Origin of the sequence: Enterobacter cloacae complex sp. P1B (assembly GCF_014982345.1) — a bacterium.
GTDB classification, from domain to species: Bacteria; Pseudomonadota; Gammaproteobacteria; order Enterobacterales; family Enterobacteriaceae; genus Enterobacter; species Enterobacter bugandensis.
This window is the reverse complement of sequence record NZ_JADCLF010000016.1, coordinates 84,291-105,333: the sequence shown is the minus strand read 5'-3', so window position 1 is coordinate 105,333 and position 21,043 is coordinate 84,291. Positions and strand designations below refer to the sequence as shown.

The window sequence follows — 21,043 nt, the reverse complement described above, 5'->3', positions numbered from 1 at the left end:
CACGCGCTTTTTCTCATCAAAGCATGCAAAACAGGAGGTTTTTATGCTCATCGTTGTTCCCGTCCTTATATTCGTTGCGCTGGTTATCGTGGGCGCAGGTGTCAAAATTGTCCCTCAGGGTTACCAGTGGACCGTAGAGCGCTTCGGCCGCTATACCAACACGCTGCAGCCCGGCCTAAGCCTGATTGTTCCGTTCATGGACCGGATCGGCCGCAAGATCAACATGATGGAGCAGGTGCTGGATATCCCCTCTCAGGAAGTGATCTCCAAAGATAACGCCAACGTTACCATTGATGCCGTCTGCTTTATTCAGGTGATTGATGCGCCGAAAGCGGCCTATGAGGTGAGCAACCTGGAGCTGGCGATCGTCAACCTGACGATGACCAACATCCGTACCGTGCTCGGCTCGATGGAGCTGGACGAAATGCTCTCCCAGCGTGACAGCATCAATACCCGCCTGCTGCACATTGTTGATGAGGCAACGAACCCGTGGGGGATCAAAGTCACCCGTATTGAGATCCGCGACGTGCGCCCACCGGCAGAGCTGATCGCCTCCATGAACGCGCAAATGAAGGCCGAGCGTACCAAGCGTGCCTATATTCTGGAAGCCGAAGGGGTCCGTCAGGCGGAGATCCTCAAAGCGGAAGGGGAAAAACAGTCGCAGATCCTGAAAGCCGAAGGCGACCGTCAGTCCGCGTTCTTACAGGCGGAAGCGCGTGAACGTTCGGCAGAGGCGGAAGCCCGCGCGACGCAAATGGTATCCGAGGCGATTGCCGCCGGGGATATTCAGGCCGTGAACTACTTCGTCGCGCAAAAATATACCGATGCGCTGAAGGAGATCGGCTCTGCGAACAACAGCAAAGTGGTGATGATGCCGCTGGATGCCAGCAGCCTGATGGGATCTATCGCCGGGATTGCCGAACTGATCAAAGACGGCGGAAACGAGCGTAAAAAATGATTGAACTCATCGTTGCACATCCACATGCATTCTGGCTAAGCCTCGGCGGCCTGCTGCTGGCCGCCGAGATGCTGGGCGGCAACGGTTATCTGCTGTGGAGCGGCATTGCCGCGGTGATTACCGGGCTGGTCGTCTGGCTGCTGCCTGTCGGCTGGGAGTGGCAGGGCGCGCTGTTTGCCGTACTAACGCTGGTGGCCGCCTGGCTGTGGTGGCGCTGGCTGAACAAACGCGTTCAGGAGCAGAAGCCAGTCGACGCGCATCTCAACCAGCGAGGGCAGCAGATCGTGGGTAAACGTTTCACGCTTGATAACGCGCTGATCAACGGACGCGGCCATATGCGCGTGGGGGACAGTTCGTGGCCGGTTGTGGCCGATGATGACCTCAGCGCCGGAACGCGGGTTGAGGTCATTGCGGTGGAAGGTATTACTCTGCGGGTTAAAGCCTGTTAGGCGTGGGTTTTGCGGTGGCAGCAGCCGGAAAGATTGTCGATAATCGGGCAGTCGGCGCTGTCATCTCCCGGGCAGGATTCCGCCAGCTGTAACAGCTGCTCACGCATTGCCTGTAATTCGATAATATGGCGTTCGATCTCCGCCACTTTTTCCAGCGTACGTTTTTTCACGTCGGCACTGTGGCGCTTCGGATCGTTAAACAGGTTTACCAGTTCCCCGCACTCTTCCAGGTTGAATCCAACCTGTCTTGCCTGGCGCAGTAACGTCAGTTCATCAAGATGCAGCTGCGTATAGCTGCGGTAGCCGTTCTCACTGCGCAACGGTGGCGTCACCAGCCCTTTTTCCTCATAAAAGCGAATCGCTTTGCTGGTTAAGCCGGTTTTTTTCGCAACATCGCTGATATTCACATTTCCCCCTTGACCTTCCCCTTGATGGAAGGTTTAACCTTCATAACAGTTAGCGAAAAGCAGAGTGAAGGTCAACAATTGACCAGAACATTATACGGGAGTTTTGTTATGTCTCACACTATTGACCTGACGCTTGACGGCCTCTCCTGCGGCCACTGCGTCAAACGCGTTAAAGAAAGTCTGGAACAGCGCCCTGACGTGGAAAGCGCTGAGGTGACTATCGATCATGCCGCCGTGACCGGCAGCGCCAGCGCCGACGCGCTGATTGATACCATTAAACAGGCCGGTTACGGGGCGGAGTTAAGCCACCCAAAGGCTAAACCGCTGGCAGAGTCATCATCCCCGTCGGAAGCACTGACAGCGGCCACTCCTGAGCTTCCGGTAGCGGATGACATTGATAACAGCCAACAGCTGCTGATCAACGGCATGAGCTGCGCCAGCTGCGTTTCACGGGTACAGAATGCCTTGCAGGCGGTCCCGGGCGTAGCGCAGGCACGGGTAAACCTGGCGGAGCGTACTGCGCTGGTGATGGGCAGTGCCTCCGCCGCAGATTTAGTGCAGGCCGTGGAAAAAGCAGGCTACGGGGCGGAGGCCATCGAAGATGATGCCGAGCGCCGCGAACGCCAGCAGGAAACGGCTATTGCCACCATGAAGCGCTTCCGCTGGCAGGCGATCGTCGCCCTGCTGGTCGGTATTCCGGTGATGGTGTGGGGCATGATGGGTGACAACATGATGGTCACCGCAGACAACCGCACGCTGTGGCTGGTGATTGGTTTAGTTACCCTTGCGGTCATGGTCTTTGCGGGTGGGCATTTTTATACCAGCGCCTGGAAGAGCCTGAAAAACCGCACGGCGACGATGGATACGCTGGTTGCGCTCGGTACCGGCGCGGCGTGGCTGTACTCCATGAGCGTGAACGTCTGGCCCCAGTGGTTCCCGATGGAAGCCCGCCATCTCTATTATGAAGCCAGCGCCATGATTATCGGCCTGATTAACCTGGGCCACATGCTGGAAGCGCGTGCCCGTCAGCGCTCCTCGAAAGCGCTGGAACGCTTGCTCGATTTAACCCCGCCGACGGCCCGCGTGGTCACGGACGATGGGGAAAAAAGCGTCCCGCTGGCAGAGGTACAGCCGGGTATGACGCTGCGCCTGACCACCGGCGACCGGGTGCCCGTCGACGGTGAAATCACCCAGGGCGACGCCTGGCTGGATGAAGCGATGTTGACCGGGGAGCCGATCCCCCAGCAAAAATCACAGGGCGATGCGGTTCATGCCGGTACGGTAGTGCAGGACGGCAGCGTGCTGTTCCGCGCCAGTGCCGTCGGTAGCCACACCACGCTGTCGCGTATTATCCGCATGGTCCGCCAGGCCCAGAGCAGCAAGCCGGAGATTGGCCAGCTTGCTGACAAAATCTCGGCCATTTTTGTGCCGGTAGTGGTCGGCATTGCGCTGCTGAGCGCGGCGATCTGGTATTTCTTCGGCCCGGCACCGCAGATTGTCTACACCCTGGTCATCGCCACTACGGTGCTGATCATCGCCTGTCCGTGCGCTCTTGGCCTGGCGACGCCGATGTCGATTATCTCCGGCGTGGGCCGTGCCGCCGAGTTTGGCGTGCTGGTCCGTGATGCGGATGCCCTGCAGCGGGCGAGCAGCCTGGATACGATTGTCTTTGATAAAACCGGTACGCTGACCGAAGGCAAACCGCAGGTAGTGGCCGTGAGTACCGCTGGCATTGCGCAAGAGGATGCGCTGCGCCTTGCCGCCGCGCTGGAGCAAGGTTCCAGCCACCCACTGGCCCGCGCCATTCTCGATAAGGCGAATGCTTCTGCCCTGCCGCAGGTCAGCAATTTCCGTACCCTGCGCGGGCTTGGCGTCAGCGGTGAAGCCGACGGCCACGCGCTGCTGCTGGGTAACCAGGCATTGCTGAATGAAAACGGTGTTGATACGTCCGCGCTGGAAGAAGAGCTGAAAGCACAGGCGTCTCGGGGCGCCACCCCGGTTCTGCTGGCGGTGGATGGCAAAGCCGCCGCGCTGCTGGCCGTGCGCGATCCGCTTCGCCAGGACAGCGTGGATGCCTTACAGCGCCTGCACCGCGCGGGCTATCGCCTGGTGATGCTGACCGGGGATAACCCGACCACCGCCAACGCCATCGCGAAAGAGGCCGGTATTGATGAGGTCATTGCGGGCGTGCTGCCGGACGGCAAAGCGGACGCCATCAAGAACCTGCAAAGTCAGGGTCGCCAGGTGGCGATGGTGGGCGACGGCATCAACGACGCCCCGGCGCTGGCCCAGGCGGACGTAGGGATAGCCATGGGTGGCGGGAGCGATGTCGCCATTGAAACTGCGGCCATTACGCTGATGCGCCACAGCCTGATGGGCGTTGCCGACGCCCTGGCCATTTCGAAAGCCACGTTGCGCAACATGAAGCAGAACCTGCTGGGGGCGTTCGTCTATAACTCGCTCGGTATTCCGGTTGCCGCGGGCATTTTGTGGCCGCTGACCGGCACCCTGCTGAACCCGGTGGTTGCGGGTGCGGCGATGGCACTCTCCTCCATTACCGTGGTGAGCAACGCCAACCGTCTGCTGCGGTTTAAACCGAAGGATTGAACCTTGTTCTCGTACGCGCTAGCATGACCCTTTCCGGTCATGGAGCGCGTATGAGTCTGTTTAATCGTATAAAAGCATCGTTTCGCGCCCTCTTCCCCCGCCGCTATGCCTGGCCCGGCCTGGATATTTCGCTTCCCGGCGGGCAACACCTGCACCTGGTCGGCAGCATCCATATGGGCACGCAGGGAATGTCTCCTCTGCCATCCGGTCTGATAAAACGCCTGAAGCGCGCCGACGCGCTGGTCGTCGAGGCGGACATTTCCGGCCACGAGTCGCCGTTTGCCGGGCTTGAAAGCGATCTCCCGCTGGCGGAGCGCCTGAACGACGACCAGCTCGCGGAGCTGAGGCGCGTGGCGGCAGAAACCGGCGTGTCGCTCTCCATGATTGACAACCTGCCGCTGTGGCAAATTGCGATGGTGCTGCAGGCCACGCAGGCGCAGCGTCTGGGCCTGCGCGGTGACTACGGCATTGATTACCAGCTGCTGAACGTGGCGCGGGCGCGCCGTATGCCCATCATCGAGCTGGAAGGGACGGACAGCCAGATTGCGCTCCTGCGCCAGCTTCCTGACGACGGTCTGATGCTGCTGGATGATACCCTGACCCACTGGCACACCAACGCGCGTCTGCTGCAAACCATGATTGGCTGGTGGCTGGATGCGCCGCCCGCGGACGGTAAGCTGGCGCTTCCGTCGACGTTCAGTGAATCGCTTTATGATGTGCTGATGAATGCGCGCAACAAAGCCTGGCGAGAGACGCTGCATGCTTTACCTGCGGGGGAGTACGTGGTCGCGGTCGGGGCGCTGCATTTATACGGCGAAGGGAATTTGCCGTCGCTGTTGAAATAAAAAAATGGCCAATATCTCTATTGGCCCGTCAAAGAGGAATTTCATCGTTTTTATTATACCGAAGTGACCTTCGGCTGAGCCGATTGTCGCTCAAAGTGACCATCACTGCCAACACTATTGCGCAAGATGGTGCTATTTTTTAGACAAACGTCAGGCGTATGCTGGCTGCATGAATTGTCTGTCGTAAGAAGGATAGCTATGACTCCCGCCGTTAAATTACTCGAAAAAAACAATATTTCTTTCCGGATCCATACCTACGATCACGATCCGAACGAAACCAACTTTGGTGATGAAGTGGTGCGCAAGCTGGGGCTGAACGCTGACCAGGTCTATAAAACGCTGCTGGTCGCAGTGAATGGCGATATGAAGCACCTCGCCGTGGCGGTGACTCCCGTGGCAGGGCAGCTGGATCTGAAGAAGGTCGCCAAAGCGCTGGGGGCGAAAAAGGTCGATATGGCGGACCCGATGGTTGCGCAACGCACCACGGGCTATCTGGTGGGCGGGATCAGCCCGCTCGGACAGAAAAAACGCCTGCCGACGCTGATCGATGCGCCTTCGCAGCAATTTGAGACGATCTATATTTCGGGCGGTAAACGCGGGCTGGATATTGAACTGGCCGCGGGCGATCTGGCGAAAATGCTGGACGCGAAGTTTGCGGATATTGCCCGCCGGGAGTAAAAAAAGCCGGGTGGCGGCTACGAGGTAAAAGCAAAACGGTAACAGGCGTTACCGTTTTTTGTGTTCGCGCCCTCTCCCGGTGGGAGAGGGTTGGAGTGAGGGCATCAGGCCGCACAACACTACTGCCAGCTCACCTCACCTTTCGACTCATAGGCATTCACGTCAATCGGCGAGTTCTGCTCGATGTACTGCTTCAGCACTTCCGCATCAATAAAACCGGTGTTTACGTAGCCCGGTTTATTATCGATGTGCGGATAGCCGTCGCCGCCGGTGGCGTTAAAGCTTAACGTCGCCAGACGGTAGGTTTTCGCAGGGTCTACCGGCTCGCCTTTGATTTTGAGATCGTTGAGCTTGCCGTCCTTCGCCACAAAGCTGACGTTGGCAAACTGCGGATAGGCACCCGAGTCCGGCTTCATCTGCGCCACGGCGGTCAGGTAGTCAACGACCTCTTTCCCGCTCATATCCGCATACACCACCACGTTGCCGAACGGCTGCACCTTCAGCACGTCTTTATAGGTGATATTTCCGCCTTCGATGGAGTCACGAATGCCGCCGCCGCTCATCACGCCGAAGTCCGCATTCGTGCGCGCCATCTGCGCCGCCAGCACCAGATGGCCCATGTTGGTCTGCACGAAGCGGACTTTACTGCGGTCCCCTTCCAGACGACCGTTCAGCGTGCCGATTTTCACGTCCAGCTGCGCCTTGCCTTTGTTCTGGAACGGCGTCAGCAGGGAGAGCATCTGCTGGTTTTCAGCAATCTCTGGCGTGTAAAGTACGCGCTCGCTTTTCCCGTCCGGGTAGGTGACTTTCTTCTTCAGGTTCACCGGGATGAGCTGATAGCGCACCAGCTTCATCTCACCGTTACGAAACTCAAAGTCCGCCCGACCCACGTATTTACCCCACTCGTGGGCCTGCACAATCCAGATCCCGTTCTGACGATCTGGCGCACACGGCGTGCCCGGCACGTAGTCTACCTGCTTTTTGTTCTCCGACGCCATGCACACCGGATCCTGCGAGTGACCGCCCACAATCATCGCCAGCGAGCCCGCTGGCAGGCTGCGCGCCATCTCCACGTCGCCGGGCGCATTGGAGCCGTGCTCGCCGTTATCGTAGTGTCCCATGTGGGTAGTGGCGATAATCACGTCCGGCTTTTCGTTCTGCTGCAGCTCCTGAATCACCAGCTTCGCTTCGTCTGCCGGTTTGCGGAATTCGATATCGGTGAAGAACTCAGGGTTACCGATTTTTGCCGTATCGTCGGTGGTTAAGCCGATGACCGCGATTTTGAGATCCTGACGCTTAAACAGCGCCCACGGTTTAAACAGACGTTCGCCGGTGCTTTTCTGGTAAATATTGGCGGAGAGGAACGGGAATTTGGACCATTTCTCCTGCTGGCGCAGCACGCTCAGCGGATTGTCAAACTCGTGGTTGCCGACGGCCATCGCGTCGTAACCGATTAAATTCATGCCGCGGAAATCGGGTTCAGCATCCTGTAAATCCGATTCCGGCACGCCGGTATTAATATCCCCGCCCGACAGCAGCAACACGCTGCCGCCCTGGGCCGCCACCTCTTTGCGAATGCCGTCCACCAGCGTTTTTTGCGCCGACAGACCATACTCGCCGTATTCACTGCGCCAGAAATGACCGTGATGATCGTTGGTATGCAGAATGGTGATTTTATAGGTTTTATCTTTTTCATACGCCTGCGCGGGCAGGCTTGCCAGGCCCCATGCGGCAATAAGCGCCAGCGCGACGCCCCGCTTCATTAACTTCATCTTCTCTCTCCCTGACCAATAGACAAAGGCAAAAATTACAGTGACTAACAAGAATAGACAAATAAGTTTTCAGAATTGCGACTTTCTTCAAATGTCACGGACGAGTATGTTAGTCGGATAATAATTACTCCCTGCATCTCTAATAACAAATTGACGTGGTATTTATGGCAATCAGTGAATCAACCCAGCCCGCTCCGGGCGCGCCGGCGTCGCGCACCTCTTTTAAAGTTTTAGGCGCAATCAGCCTCTCGCACCTGCTCAACGACATGATCCAGTCGTTGATTCTGGCGATCTACCCGCTGCTGCAGTCCGAGTTTTCGTTAACCTTCGTACAGATCGGGATGATCACCCTGACCTTCCAGCTGGCCTCGTCGCTGCTGCAGCCGGTGGTGGGTTACTGGACGGATAAATACCCGATGCCGTGGTCGCTGCCGATAGGCATGTGCTTTACCTTAAGCGGGCTGGTGCTGCTGGCCATGGCAGGCAGTTTTGAAGCGGTTCTGCTCGCCGCCGCGCTGGTGGGCACCGGCTCGTCCGTCTTCCATCCGGAGTCCTCACGCGTGGCGCGTATGGCCTCCGGTGGCCGTCACGGGCTGGCGCAGTCACTCTTCCAGGTCGGGGGCAACTTCGGTAGCTCCCTCGGCCCGCTGCTGGCGGCGGTGATTATCGCCCCGTATGGCAAAGGCAATGTGGCCTGGTTTGTGCTGGCCGCCCTGCTCGCCATTGTCGTGCTGGCACAGATCAGCCGCTGGTACGCCGCCCAGCATCGCGTGAACAAAGGGAAACCTAAAGCGAAGGTTATCAATCCCCTGCCTCGTAATAAGGTCATTCTTGCGGTCTCCGTGCTGCTGGTGCTGATTTTCTCGAAATACTTCTATATGGCGAGCATTAGCAGCTATTACACCTTTTATCTGATGCAAAAATTCGGATTATCGGTACAAAACGCGCAGTTTCACCTGTTTGCTTTCCTCTTCGCGGTGGCCGCAGGAACGGTCATTGGCGGGCCGGTGGGGGATAAAATTGGCCGTAAATATGTCATTTGGGGCTCTATCCTCGGGGTGGCACCGTTTACTCTTATTTTGCCGTACGCAAGCCTGGAATGGACCGGGATTTTAACCGTGATAATCGGTTTTATCCTCGCCTCCGCGTTTTCCGCCATCCTGGTCTATGCTCAGGAGCTGCTGCCGGGCCGTATTGGTATGGTTTCCGGGCTCTTTTTCGGTTTCGCCTTTGGGATGGGCGGCCTTGGCGCAGCCGTATTAGGGATGGTTGCGGATCACACCAGCATCTTCCTGGTTTACAAAATCTGCGCTTTCCTGCCGCTTCTTGGGATGTTGACCATATTCCTGCCTGATAATCGTCATAAAGCGTGATTTACGGGTAGCTAAAGTTATGCTTTGGCTACCCTCACCCCTTATGCGATAAGGGTTTCCTCTTCATCCCCACTCTGAATTTATCAATATGCGCCTTTTTAATCGCATATTGCCGTTTTATTCAAACTTCAACAATTATTCATAAACATAAGGGCAAAAATTGTCATAAACTATTACCTGGCTTTTTGGTATTCACGCCAAAAATGGAACACTCACCACGAAAGGAGACGGAATGCACCACGCCACACCGCTTATTACCACCATTGTTGGTGGACTTGTGCTCGCTTTTATTCTTGGCATGATTGCCAATAAGCTGCGTATTTCTCCTCTTGTCGGCTATTTGTTAGCGGGTGTACTGGCGGGGCCTTTCACGCCAGGCTTCGTAGCGGATACCAAACTGGCGCCAGAGCTGGCGGAACTGGGCGTGATCCTGCTGATGTTTGGCGTCGGTCTGCATTTTTCGCTGAAGGACCTGATGGCGGTAAAGTCGATCGCCATACCCGGAGCGATCGCCCAGATAGGGGTGGCGACGCTGCTGGGCATGGCGCTTTCGGCAGTGCTGGGCTGGTCGCTGATGACCGGCATCGTCTTTGGGCTGTGCCTCTCCACCGCCAGTACCGTGGTGCTGCTGCGCGCGCTTGAAGAGAGGCAGCTGATAGACAGCCAGCGTGGGCAAATCGCGATCGGCTGGCTGATTGTAGAAGATCTGGTGATGGTGTTGACGCTGGTGCTGCTGCCCGCCGTCGCCGGGATGATGGAAAAAGAGAACATTGGCTTCGCCTCGCTGGCGCTGGATATGAGCATCACCATCGGTAAGGTGGTGGCCTTTATCGCCATCATGATGCTGGTGGGCCGCCGTCTGGTGCCGTGGATCATGTCCCGCAGCGCGGCGACCGGCTCCCGCGAGCTGTTTACTCTCTCCGTGCTGGCGCTGGCGCTGGGCATCGCCTTCGGTGCCGTTGAGCTGTTTGATGTCTCCTTTGCCCTGGGGGCGTTCTTCGCCGGGATGGTGCTGAACGAATCCGAGCTGAGCCACCGTGCGGCGCACGACACGCTGCCGCTGCGCGATGCGTTTGCCGTGTTGTTCTTCGTCTCCGTCGGGATGCTGTTCGACCCGCTGGTGCTGATCCAGCAGCCGCTGGCCGTGCTGGGCACGCTGGCGATCATTATTTTTGGTAAGTCGCTCGCGGCTTTCTTCCTGGTGCGAATGTTCGGCCACTCCCCGCGCACGGCGCTGACCATTGCCGCCAGCCTGGCACAGATCGGCGAGTTCGCCTTTATTCTGGCCGGTCTGGGCATGGCCCTGAACCTGCTGCCGCAGGCGGGGCAAAATCTGGTGCTGGCGGGGGCAATCCTCTCCATCATGCTAAACCCGGTATTGTTTGCCCTGCTGGAAAAATACCTCGAGAAGACCGAAACCCTCGAAGAGCAGACGCTGGAAGAGGCAACGGAAGAAGAGAAGCAGATCCCGGTGGATATTTGTAATCACGCCCTGCTGGTGGGCTTTGGCCGCGTGGGTAGCCTGCTCGGCGAGAAGCTGATGGCGCAGGGCATTCCGCTGGTGGTGATTGAGACGTCACGCACCCGCGTGGATGAGCTTCGCGAGCGCGGGATTCGTGCGGTGCTGGGCAATGCGGCAAACGAAGAGATCATGGAGCTGGCGCATCTGGACTGTGCCCGCTGGCTGCTGCTGACCATTCCAAACGGTTATGAAGCGGGTGAGATTGTGGCCTCCGCGCGTGAGAAGTGCCCCGGTATTGAGATCATTGCCCGAGCGCACTATGACGACGAAGTAGAGTACATTACCGAGCGCGGCGCGAATCAGGTGGTGATGGGCGAGCGTGAGATTGCGAACACCATGCTGACGCTGCTGACGAAGCCGCCAATTGAAGAGGCGGTTACGGGGTAAGTTTGCTGCGGCCTGATGCCCTCACCCTGGCCCTCTCCACAGGGAGAGGGAACAAATACTAAAAACGGCAACCACAGGTTGCCGTTTTGCTTTTACCTGTCCCAGTACGCCTCTTCGAGGCTGTCTTCTCGTTCCGGCAGTCCACGCGTTAAGCGTGGAGAATGCTGGTTCAGCACCTGGTAGCTCACGCGGTTGGCGTACTTGCACACCTGCGCCAGCGACGAATAGGTCAGCCAGCTGAACTTGTGCTTGCTGGAGTTCGGCACGTTAGTTTTGTGATAGGCGTTCGCGGTAATGTCATGCAGCAGCGCGGCCAGCGCGCCGTCGCCCGCGCCGTTAGTGTTCATGATCTTCTCCGGCCCGCCCATATACGGCGCAATGTGGGAGTAGATACGCAGCGGATTCACGCAGTCTTTGTGGCGCATGCCGCGGCTGAACTCGTACTGGTTGAACTCGGCAATCGCCCCCGGCAGCAGCGGGTGCTGGGTTTTGCGCTTGCTCTCTTCTTCGGTGAAGCCCGCCATATACAGCCCAACCGGACCCGCGGTGCAGAGCACCAGATCCACCCAGTCCAGCGCTTTGTCGGACGCCAGCAGCGGATCGCTTTCACCGGTCAGCGCCTCGGCCTCTTCTTCGTTCATCGCCAGAATCGAGACGTGCTCTTTCAGGAAGGTCTGCCACCACTCCGGGTTATCGGCAATCACGAATTTGGTGCCCAGCGTCAGAACGACGGGCACGTCGTACTTTTTCGCGTACTCAATCGCCTTCATGGTCGCTTCCGGCATCGGCTCGCCCGGCTTGCAGCGCACCAGGTAGGAGGTCAGCACCAGCGCAGACGCGCCCGCGATCACCTCTTCGGGAATGCTTTCCGCGCGCAGCTTGTTCATGTGGCCCGGGCTGATGGCAAAGGTACGCTCGCCGGATTCGCCGATCAGCGTAAAGCAGCGGCCAATCGGCCCGTCTACGCCCTGGAGATAGTTAAGATCGGTGCGGCTGGAGGTGTTGCACAGGTAGCGGTAGGCGTAGCCACCGATTTCGATATTGCTGCACATCACGCCGAGCAGCACCGAGCGGTCATCTGCCAGCACCGAGTAGTTGTGCATGGTGTTGCCGATGGTGCCGCCAGCGAACTGATGGGTAATCAGATTTTCGCGCACCAGCTCCTGGTACAGCGCTTCGGCAACGTCGTCCTCAATCACCAGCGAGTGACCGGCGCTCAGACCGTAACGGGCGACAAACTCATCATCCACTTTCGCTTCAATGTCCACCAGCGTCTGGTCGATACCGACAACCCAGGCCGCGCTGGTTTCATTTTCAGGCTGGATTTGCTGCAGGAGCGGATCGCGGGCATCGACGGGAAAGTAGTGTTTGGATTTGCGTTTACCGGGAAATTTCATGGTCTGAACTGTACGAAGAATATGGGCCGGGAATGGTAGCACAAACCCGGCCCGGAGTGCGATCAGCGGCTGTTCGTCACCAGCGAGACCATCATGTCGATATGCTCAGGTGAGTCGTTAAGCGCCGGAATGTACTCATACTTTTCGCCGCCGGCCTCAAGGAAAAATTCCCGGTTTTGCACCGCGATCTCCTCCAGCGTTTCAAGGCAGTCCGCCGAGAAGCCCGGCGACATCACCTGAATGTGCTTTACGCCCTTCTCGCCGAGCATTTTGAGGGTTTCATCGGTGTACGGCGTCAGCCACGGCTCGCGGCCAAAGCGCGACTGGAAGGTCATCATCACCTTCTCCGGCGGCAGGCCAAGGGCGGAGACCAGCTCGCGGGTGGTATCGCGGCAGCGCTGGGGGTAATCATCCCCTTCATTGGCGAAACGCTGCGGAATACCGTGATAGGAGAGCAGCAGCAGATCCGGCTCGCCGTGCTTTTCAAACGATGCTCGGGCGCTGTTGGCAAGCGCCTTAATGTAGAGATCGTTATCCGCATAATCGCGAATAAAGGTCACGCCCGGAATGCGGCGGCGGGTTGCCAGAATGCGGGCAAGCTCGTCCCAGACGGCGGCCACCGTCGAGCAGGAGTACTGCGGATACAAGGCCAGCACGACGATATGATCCACGCCCTGTGCCAGCAGCGCATCGACGGCGCTTTCCAGCGAAGGTTTACCGTAGCTCATGCCGAGTGCGACGGGCATATCCGGCAGACGGGCGGCCAGCGCTTTTTCCTGACGACGGCTGTACACCATCAGCGGCGAGCCCTCTTCCATCCAGACGGACTGATAAAGTTTGGCGACGCGCGGAGAGCGAATCGGCAGAATGACGCCACGCAGCAGCGGCCACCACAGCAGTCTCGGAAAATCCACGACGCGCGTGTCGCTTAAAAATTGTCGCAGGTAGCGTTTTACCGCCGCTGGAGTGGGTGCTTCTGGGGTGCCCAGATTGGCAAGCAGGATGCCGGTTTTCGCCTGACTCATTCACGCCTCTTAACCATTTGATAGGTTGTCAATTGTAGCGGAAATGCGTTTAAACGAAACCCATTGCTGTAATAGGTAAGATGAGAATATTTCTCACCCGGAAGCCCGGGTGAGAGGCGCGTGATTAGCCGAGGATTTTTTCCAGCTCTGCACGTACGTCAGCCACGGCTTTGGTGCCGTCAACTTTGGCGTATTTGGTGTTACCCGCCTGCGCTTCTTTGGTGTAGTAGCCAATCAGCGGCGCGGTCATCTGATGGTATTCCACCAGGCGTTTACGCACGGTCTCTTCCTGATCGTCTTTACGGGTGGTCAGCTCTTCGCCGGTCACGTCGTCTTTGCCTTCAACCTTAGGCGGGTTGAATTTGATGTGGTAAACGCGGCCAGAGGCAGCGTGCACGCGACGGCCAACGATACGGTCAACGATCAGCTCGTCCGGTACGTCGAACTCCAGAACGTAGTCCACGTTGATGCCCGCTTCTTTCATGGCGTCAGCCTGAGGAATGGTGCGCGGGAAGCCGTCCAGCAGGAAACCGTTACGGCAGTCTTCCTGCGCAATGCGCTCTTTAACCAGCGCGATAACCAGCTCGTCGGTTACCAGCTTGCCTGCGTCCATGATGTCTTTCGCTTGTTTACCCAGCTCGGAGCCAGATTTTACAGCGGCGCGCAGCATGTCACCGGTGGAGATTTGCGGAATACCGTATTTCTCCATGATGAACTGAGCCTGAGTTCCTTTACCCGCGCCCGGAGCGCCAAGCAGAATAATACGCATTGCGAAAATCCCCTCAAATGTCGTTTCAATTTTTCAAAAGCGCTAAACAATACCACCAGAACGGGCGTGGCTCAAGGAAGGCGGGAAGGCTGAAACGGTTAATGGGGGGAGATAATTTGGGAGAGTGCGGTCTGGTGCCCTCACCCCGGCCCTCTCCCACGGTGGGAGGGAGAAGACCAGGGGAGACGTGGTCAGTTACGCCAGCAGCAGCGCATTCACACGTTTAATGAACAGGTTAGGATCTTCCAGGGTGCCGCGCTCGGCCAGCAGGGACTGATCCAGCAGCAGTTCAACCCACTCGGCAAAGCGAGCTTCATCCTGGGTATCCGCCGCGCGTTTCACCAGCGGATGATCCGGATTAAGCTCAAAGATATATTTCACTTCCGGCACAGCCTGGCCCGCCGCGGCGAACAGCTTCGCCATCTGGGTGCTCATTTCGTCCGCATCGGTGGTGACAATCGCCGGAGTATCGGTCAGACGGTGCGTGAAGCGCACCTCTTTCACGCGGTCGCCCAGCAGGGTTTTGACACGCTCAACGAACGGCTCCAGCGCCTTCTCGGCTTCTTTCGCGTTTTCGTCCACTTCATCCGCCAGCTTGTCGATGGACTCGTCGGCTTTGGCAACAGACTGGAACGCCTTACCGTCGAACTCGGTCAGGTAGTTCATCATCCACTCGTCGATGCGGTCAGACAGCAGCAGCACTTCGATGCCTTTCTTACGCAGCAGCTCCAGGTGCGGGCTGCTCTTCGCTGCCGCATAGCTGTCGGCGGTGATGTAGTAGATCTTCTCCTGCCCTTCCTTCATGCGGGAGACGTACTCTTCCAGCGACACGGTCTGGGCGGAGGAGTCAGTGTGCGTAGAGGCGAAGCGCAGCAGTTTGGCGATGGTTTCAACGTTCGCCATGTCTTCCGCCGGGCCTTCTTTCAACACCAGGCCGAACTGTTTCCAGAAGGTCTGGTATTTTTCCGCGTCGTCTTTCGCCAGTTTTTCCAGCATCTGCAACGCACGTTTGGTCAGGGCGTTACGCAGATTACGTGTGACGGTGCTGTCCTGGAGGATTTCGCGGGAGACGTTTAGCGGCAGATCATTGGAATCTATCAGGCCACGAACAAAGCGCAGGTAGTTCGGCATGAACTGCTCGGCGTCGTCCATGATGAAGACGCGCTGCACGTACAGCTTCAGGCCGTGCTTGTGATCGCGGTTCCACATGTCCCACGGTGCCTGTGCCGGGATATACAGCAGGCTGGTGTACTCCTGCTTCCCTTCCACGCGGTTGTGGCTCCAGGTCAGCGGGTCGGTAAAGTCGTGGGCGATGTGCTTGTAGAACTCGTTGTACTCGTCGTCTTTGATTTCAGCCTTGTTACGCGTCCACAGCGCCTGCGCCTTGTTGATTTTCTCCCAGGAAACAACGGTTTCACCGTCTTTCTCTTCCTGTTTTTCAATCTCTACCGGCAGCGCGATGTGGTCGGAATATTTGCTGATAATGGAGCGTACGCGCCAGTCGTTCAGGAAATCGTCTTCCCCTTCGCGCAGGTGGAGGGTGATTTCGGTGCCGCGATCCGCTTTGGTGATGTCATCAACGGTGTATTCGCCTTCCCCTTTGGATTCCCACAGCACGCCGTTCTCGGCGCTGTCGCCCGCGGCACGGGTACGCACGGTGACTTTGTCCGCCACGATGAACGCCGAGTAGAAGCCTACGCCGAACTGGCCAATCAGCTGGCTGTCTTTCGCCTGGTCAGAGCCCATGGACTCCAGGAACGCTTTGGTGCCGGATTTGGCGATGGTCCCGAGGTGGTCGATCACCTCGTCGCGGTTCATCCCGATGCCGTTATCAGCGATGGTCAGGGTGCGGTTCTCTTTGTTGAAAGAGACGCGCACGCGCAGCTCGCCGTCGCCTTCATACAGATCCGGGTTGGACAGCGCGCGGAAGCGCAGCTTGTCCGCCGCATCGGAGGCGTTGGAAATCAGCTCACGCAGGAAAATTTCTTTGTTGGAATACAGGGAATGGATCATCAGGTGCAGAAGCTGTTTTACTTCTGACTGGAAACCACGGGTTTCTTGTCCTTTCATCTAAGTCGACCTCAACAATGCCATTTAATGGGGTTGTAAAACGTTGAGTGAGAGATGGGGATAAGGGGGGAAATTTTCAAGCGGAGGCCGCGCGCGCAGCCTCCGTTTGGTCAGAAAATAATCTTGTGTCGTCCGGCCAGCGAGTGCGACAGCGTGGTGCCATCGACCATCTCCAGCTCGCCGCCGACCGGCACGCCGTGGGCGATGCGGCTGGCGTCAACACCGTACTGCGCGCACAGCTCGGCGATATAGTTGGCGGTTGCCTCCCCTTCCACCGTCGGGTTGGTGGCGAGGATCACCTCTTTGATGGTTTCGGACTCAAGACGCTGTTCAAGGCGATCGAGACCGATATCGTCCGGGCCAATGCCGTCCAGCGGGGAGAGATGCCCCATCAGCACAAAGTAGCGGCCGGAAAACTGCCCGGTTTGTTCGATGGCGTAGATGTCCGCCGGACTCTCCACCACGCAAATCTGACCGTTTTCCTGACGACGCGGGTTCGTACAGATGTTACACACGTCCTGCTCGGTAAAGGTCCGGCAATCCGCACAGTGACCAATTTCTGACATGGCGCGGGTCAGAGCCTGCGCCAGGCGCATCCCGCCGCTGCGGTCGCGCTGCAATAGCGTAAACGCCATGCGCTGCGCCGACTTCGGGCCAACGCCCGGCAGGCAGCGCAGTGCTTCCATTAACTGCGTGAGCAGCGGACTGGTTTGCATCAGAACGGCATCTTAAAGCCCGGCGGCAGCTGCATACCGCTGGAAACAGAGGCCATTTTCTCTTTCTGGGTTTCGTCGATACGGCGAGCGGCATCGTTAAACGCGGCTGCAACCAGATCTTCCAGCATTTCTTTGTCGTCTTCGAGCAGGCTCGGGTCGATTTCAACGCGACGGCAGTTGTGCGCACCGTTGATGGTCACCTTGACCAGACCGGCACCGGATTCACCCGTGACTTCCAGCTGAGCGATCTCTTCCTGCATCTTCTGCATTTTTTCCTGCATCTGCTGAGCCTGCTTCATCAGGCCACCCAGACCGCCTTTTCCACCAAACATAGGCTTCTCTCTTCTTTCACGTTTAAGGATTACAACCGTAAGTCAGACTCACGATCAAATGGGGCGAATACTCTCTTCATCCAGATCGGCGTCGAAGAACCGGCGCAGGGTCTGGATGTTGTTATCCGCAATAATTGCCTCGCGCGCCTGCGCGAGCTTCTCTTCATAAATGGCCTGGCGCCACTCGAGCGGCGTTTTCACTGCCGGATTATCATCTTCAATGATAGTCAATTCAACCGGTGAACCCTGTAAAGCAGCAAGCGCCTCGGCCAGCGCCTTTTGCGCGCCAGGGGAATTGAGGTGCCGCTGGCCCGGACGCAGGTGCAGACGCACCTGATTGCCGTCCTGCTCTTTCCAGGCGTTCAGCGCGACCTGCTCCACCAGCTTCGGCAACTGGAGTTTGCTGACCTCAGCGGCCCAGGCGTCGCGCGCGATGGACTCTTCGGCGAGCTTAGCGGAAAGCTCCGGCGTTTTTTCATGCTCCAGCGCCTTTTTCAGCGCTTTCGGCGTGGCGACCACTTCCTTGACCGTTTCAACAACGGTGGTCGCCTTCCAGCGGTAAGCCTCTTCTTTCACCGGGGCTTTCTGCTCGAGCGCGGACGGTGCCGGACGCGACTGTACGCGCTCCGTTACCGAGGCCAGTCGTTCAAGCGCGGCGTTGTTCACCGGCCGCGCTCTTCCTGGCGCTGCCGGTTCACTCTTTTTTGGTTTGGTTACTCCCTGCGCACGCTGCAGCTGGCTGCGTGCGGCAAGCACCGAACTGGTGGCATCCGACAGCGGCACGTTTTGCTGTGGCGGCGGCGTCGGCTGCGGTGGCACCTGCTGCGGTGACATCACCGCCGTAGGGGCGACCGGGGCAAAAGACTGCCGCGGCGCTTCCGGCTCCGGCAACGGCATGCGCGGGTGGAACGCCAGCGCGCGCAGCAGCGTCATTTCGACGCCCATCCTGGGGTCCGGCGCGAACGGTAACTCTTTGCGGCCAATCAGCAACGTCTGGTAATACAGCTGCACGTCGGCAGGCGGCACGGTGCGGGCAAGTTCACGCATCCGCTGTTCAATGGCGGCCATGTCCGCACCGATGGCCGACGGAGACAGCTGCAGCATCGCCACGCGGTGCAGCAGGCTGAGCATCTCGACCAGCAGCGCTTCCCACTCAATACCGCGGGCAGCGGCCGCGTTCACCAGCGACATCACGCGCTCGCCGTTGGCGGCAATCATCGCTTCGATGAGCGACAGCGCCTGATCGTCATCCAGCGTGCCGAGCATGGTGCTGACCGCTTCGGTCGAGAGCTTGCCGTCACCGCTGGCAATCGCCTGGTCGGTCAGGCTTAGCGCATCACGCAGGCTGCCGTCAGCCGCGCGGGCCAGCAGCTGCAGGGCGCGCGGCTCGTGAACGATCTTCTCTTCATCAAGGATGTGCTCAAGCTGAGCGCGGATCTGCTCAACGTCCAGCGCCTTCAGGTGGAACTGCAGGCAGCGCGACAGGATGGTGACCGGCAGCTTTTGCGGATCGGTGGTCGCCAGCAGGAATTTAACGTGCGCGGGCGGCTCTTCCAGCGTTTTCAGCAGGGCGTTAAAGCTGTGGCGCGACAGCATGTGCACTTCATCGATCAGGTAGACCTTGAAGCGGCCGCGCGCCGGGGCGTACTGCACGTTGTCGAGCAGATCGCGGGTGTCTTCCACCTTGGTGCGCGAGGCGGCGTCGATCTCGATCAGATCGACAAAACGCCCCTGCTCGATCTCGCGGCAGTTGTCACACACGCCGCACGGGGTGGCGGTGATCCCGGTTTCGCAGTTCAGACCTTTCGCCAGCAGACGGGCAATAGAGGTCTTACCGACGCCGCGGGTGCCGGAAAAAAGATAGGCGTGATGGATGCGACCTAGCGACAAGCCGTTCGCCAGGGCCGTCAGCACATGTTCCTGACCGACAACGTCAGCAAAGGTTTGTGGTCGCCATTTACGGGCTAACACCTGATAACTCATGGGCAGGCTCTGCAACGCTGGAAGGTGAATTTATGGAGGGGAATGCTATCACAACCTCACCCATTGAGCGAGGTTGTGAAAACCGGGATTAATGACCCGGGAAAGGCACCAGGCTGTAGCTGGTAATGCCCTGTTTTTCCAGGCGCTGTTCACCGCCAAGATCGAACAGGTTGATGATGAAGGCCGCGTCGGTCACTTCACCACCCAGACGGCGGATCAGCTTGACGGTCGCTTCAATGGTGCCGCCGGTTGCCAGCAGATCGTCCACCACCAGCACTTTGTCGCCAGGCTTGATCGCGTCAACGTGGATCTCCAGCTGATCGGTGCCGTACTCCAGCTCGTAGCTCTCCGCGATGGTTTCACGCGGCAGTTTGCGCGGCTTACGCACCGGCACAAAACCCACGCCCATCGCCAGCGCAACCGGTGCGCCAAACAGGAAGCCGCGGGCTTCGGTACCTACTACTTTGGTGATCCCGGCGTTTTTATAACGCTCCACCAGCAGTTCAATGCTGAGCGCGTACGCTTTCGGGTCTTCCAGCAAGCTGGTGACATCACGGAAAAGAATGCCAGGCTTTGGATAGTCCTGGATGCTTTTGATGCTATTTTTCAGATATTCAAGCTGCTGTGCAGTTGCGGTCATCGGTTTGTGCCTAAATGAAACAGTGTTACTCACGGCGCGCGACGAGTCGGTCAAAGTAACAGTTGTTTAACCTTTGACCAGGCGCACCTGTGCTCGAAAACGGTCGAATTTACTGGCTGCGCGCCATAATTGCAACCGCCATGATGAGGCTTCAGTGCTTTTGTTGCTTTTCATCAACCACGGGGATCCGCCACATGAAGATCAGCAGGCAGGCCAGGATCGCCAGCAGCAGAATACGCACCCACATCATGTTCACCAGCCATAACGAAACGGCGAAGGTGATCAGGATAAAGGCAATGGCGCGCGGCTTGGCCCCGGGCGGCATGGCCCGGTGTTTTTGCCAGTGCCGCAGGTAGCCGCCAAACCACGAGCGATACAGGAGCCAGTGGTGAAAACGCGGCGACGAGCGGGCGAAGCACCAGGCGGCCAGCAGGATAAACGGGGTGGTCGGCAGCAAGGGCAAAACCACACCCAGCGTACCCAGCACTACCGCGAGCCAGCCAATGATGATTAAAATAGTACGCTGCATAATGCGAATCGTTATCAAACTGAACGGCTACTTTACCACTGGAGAGCGCATTGAAAACAGCACTGCTTCTTGAGAAGCTGCAAAATCAGCTGATCGCTCTGCGGGCGCAGGCCACGCCGCTGATGGGACACGCCACGCTGAAACCGCGCTTTGACCGGCAGCTTTTCCGCACCCGCAGCACCGTCATTCAGGATTACCTTGCTGAGATGCAGACCAACCTCGATGAACTTCGCCACGCGGTTGAGAGTGAACAGCAGGAACAGGTGGTGTGGCTTGTGGAGCATCTTACCGAGCAGATCACCGCCCTGCACCGCGAAATCGCCGCCTGGCCGCTACGGGCGTGGGACAGCGCCTCGCCTGGGCTGGGAAAATGGCAGCGCAAGCGGCTGGAGAACCAGGAGTTTGAGCGGCGTCTGTTTGAGATGAAGCGCGAGCGCGAAGCCCGCCTGAACAACAGCGAAACGCTGGAAGAGCAGCAGCTATTGATGCGCGAGATTAGCGCGCTGGAAGGCCGAATCGTCCGCTGCCGTCAGGCGCTGGATGAGATTGAACGCGTGATTGAACGCCTGACCCGTTAACTGGAG

19 protein-coding genes and 1 other annotated feature are annotated in these 21,043 nt (G+C 58.3%); of the genes, 8 read left to right on the top strand and 11 right to left on the bottom strand.

From position 1 onward, the window contains the following. Positions 1–43 precede the first annotated feature (43 nt). A complete protein-coding gene (locus INF77_RS19125) occupies positions 44–958 on the top strand; it encodes an SPFH domain-containing protein (RefSeq protein ID WP_003858941.1) in 915 nt (304 codons plus the stop codon). Further along, entirely contained in the window at positions 955–1,407 is a 453-nt protein-coding gene (locus INF77_RS19120; protein ID WP_063868998.1) for an NfeD family protein, read from the top strand. Before INF77_RS19125 ends, INF77_RS19120 begins: the two co-directional genes overlap by 4 nt. On the opposite strand, the gene cueR is transcribed toward INF77_RS19120, so the two are convergent. Continuing rightward, complete coding sequence (gene cueR, locus INF77_RS19115) at positions 1,404–1,814, bottom strand: Cu(I)-responsive transcriptional regulator (RefSeq protein ID WP_063869000.1); 411 nt, start codon at positions 1,812–1,814, stop codon at positions 1,404–1,406. The genes INF77_RS19120 and cueR overlap by 4 nt on opposite strands. A gap of 108 nt (positions 1,815–1,922) precedes the next feature. On the opposite strand from cueR, the gene copA reads away from it, so the two are divergent. The 3 genes from copA (at position 1,923) to ybaK (ending at position 5,944) form a co-directional block, all read left to right on the top strand. Next, complete coding sequence (gene copA / locus INF77_RS19110) at positions 1,923–4,421, top strand: copper-exporting P-type ATPase CopA (protein ID WP_193532886.1); 2,499 nt, start codon at positions 1,923–1,925, stop codon at positions 4,419–4,421. Between the two features lie 50 nt (positions 4,422–4,471). Continuing rightward, positions 4,472–5,266: a TraB/GumN family protein gene (locus INF77_RS19105; protein ID WP_049000966.1), complete on the top strand. Its 795-nt coding sequence runs from the start codon at positions 4,472–4,474 to the stop codon at positions 5,264–5,266. Between the two features lie 198 nt (positions 5,267–5,464). Continuing rightward, complete coding sequence (ybaK, locus tag INF77_RS19100; protein WP_193532885.1) at positions 5,465–5,944, top strand: Cys-tRNA(Pro)/Cys-tRNA(Cys) deacylase YbaK; 480 nt, start codon at positions 5,465–5,467, stop codon at positions 5,942–5,944. A 119-nt stretch (positions 5,945–6,063) separates the two neighbouring features. Here ybaK and ushA read toward each other — a convergent pair whose 3' ends face one another. After that, entirely contained in the window at positions 6,064–7,716 is a 1,653-nt protein-coding gene (ushA, locus tag INF77_RS19095; protein WP_193532884.1) for a bifunctional UDP-sugar hydrolase/5'-nucleotidase UshA, read from the bottom strand. Positions 7,717–7,880: 164 nt separating this feature from the next. On the opposite strand from ushA, the gene INF77_RS19090 reads away from it, so the two are divergent. Together INF77_RS19090 and ybaL are read left to right on the top strand one after the other, a co-directional pair. After that, positions 7,881–9,089: an MFS transporter gene (locus tag INF77_RS19090; protein WP_028012201.1), complete on the top strand. Its 1,209-nt coding sequence runs from the start codon at positions 7,881–7,883 to the stop codon at positions 9,087–9,089. Positions 9,090–9,321: 232 nt separating this feature from the next. Then, positions 9,322–10,998: a YbaL family putative K(+) efflux transporter gene (gene ybaL, locus INF77_RS19085; protein WP_063154777.1), complete on the top strand. Its 1,677-nt coding sequence runs from the start codon at positions 9,322–9,324 to the stop codon at positions 10,996–10,998. Between the two features lie 92 nt (positions 10,999–11,090). Here the strand turns inward: ybaL and INF77_RS19080 are convergent, their stop codons facing one another. From INF77_RS19080 to INF77_RS19040, 9 genes are all read right to left on the bottom strand, one after another. Continuing rightward, entirely contained in the window at positions 11,091–12,395 is a 1,305-nt protein-coding gene (locus INF77_RS19080; protein ID WP_045260696.1) for an inosine/guanosine kinase, read from the bottom strand. Positions 12,396–12,457: 62 nt separating this feature from the next. Further along, the gene (gene hemH / locus INF77_RS19075) at positions 12,458–13,420 is read right to left on the bottom strand and encodes a ferrochelatase (protein WP_045260695.1); all 963 of its coding nucleotides are present in this window, start codon (positions 13,418–13,420) and stop codon (positions 12,458–12,460) included. 124 nt (positions 13,421–13,544) lie between these two features. Next, positions 13,545–14,189, bottom strand: coding sequence for an adenylate kinase (gene adk, locus INF77_RS19070; protein WP_006809841.1), 645 nt, complete (start codon positions 14,187–14,189; stop codon positions 13,545–13,547). 195 nt (positions 14,190–14,384) lie between these two features. Continuing rightward, a complete protein-coding gene (htpG, locus tag INF77_RS19065; RefSeq protein WP_063155346.1) occupies positions 14,385–16,259 on the bottom strand; it encodes a molecular chaperone HtpG in 1,875 nt (624 codons plus the stop codon). Positions 16,260–16,369: 110 nt separating this feature from the next. Beyond that, positions 16,370–16,975, bottom strand: coding sequence for a recombination mediator RecR (recR, locus tag INF77_RS19060; RefSeq protein ID WP_006809843.1), 606 nt, complete (start codon positions 16,973–16,975; stop codon positions 16,370–16,372). Then, a complete protein-coding gene (locus tag INF77_RS19055) occupies positions 16,975–17,307 on the bottom strand; it encodes a YbaB/EbfC family nucleoid-associated protein (protein WP_003858972.1) in 333 nt (110 codons plus the stop codon). Before INF77_RS19055 ends, recR begins: the two co-directional genes overlap by 1 nt. Positions 17,308–17,361: 54 nt before the next feature. Continuing rightward, positions 17,362–19,290 carry a DNA polymerase III subunit gamma/tau gene (gene dnaX / locus INF77_RS19050; protein ID WP_041911056.1) on the bottom strand — a complete coding sequence of 643 codons (1,929 nt, stop codon included), beginning with the start codon at positions 19,288–19,290 and terminating at the stop codon, positions 17,362–17,364. Then, positions 17,968–18,032 (bottom strand) — a sequence feature (DnaX frameshifting element). (Overlaps the previous gene by 65 nt.) Before the next feature lie 88 nt (positions 19,291–19,378). Further along, positions 19,379–19,930 (bottom strand): adenine phosphoribosyltransferase, encoded by a 552-nt coding sequence (gene apt, locus INF77_RS19045; RefSeq protein WP_000127359.1) that lies wholly within the window; start codon positions 19,928–19,930, stop codon positions 19,379–19,381. Between the two features lie 151 nt (positions 19,931–20,081). Beyond that, positions 20,082–20,459, bottom strand: a complete 378-nt coding sequence (locus INF77_RS19040; RefSeq protein WP_028012194.1) for a DUF454 family protein — start codon at positions 20,457–20,459, stop codon at positions 20,082–20,084. A gap of 50 nt (positions 20,460–20,509) precedes the next feature. On the opposite strand from INF77_RS19040, the gene priC reads away from it, so the two are divergent. Next, entirely contained in the window at positions 20,510–21,037 is a 528-nt protein-coding gene (gene priC, locus INF77_RS19035; RefSeq protein WP_193532883.1) for a primosomal replication protein N'', read from the top strand. Positions 21,038–21,043: the final 6 nt, after the last annotated feature.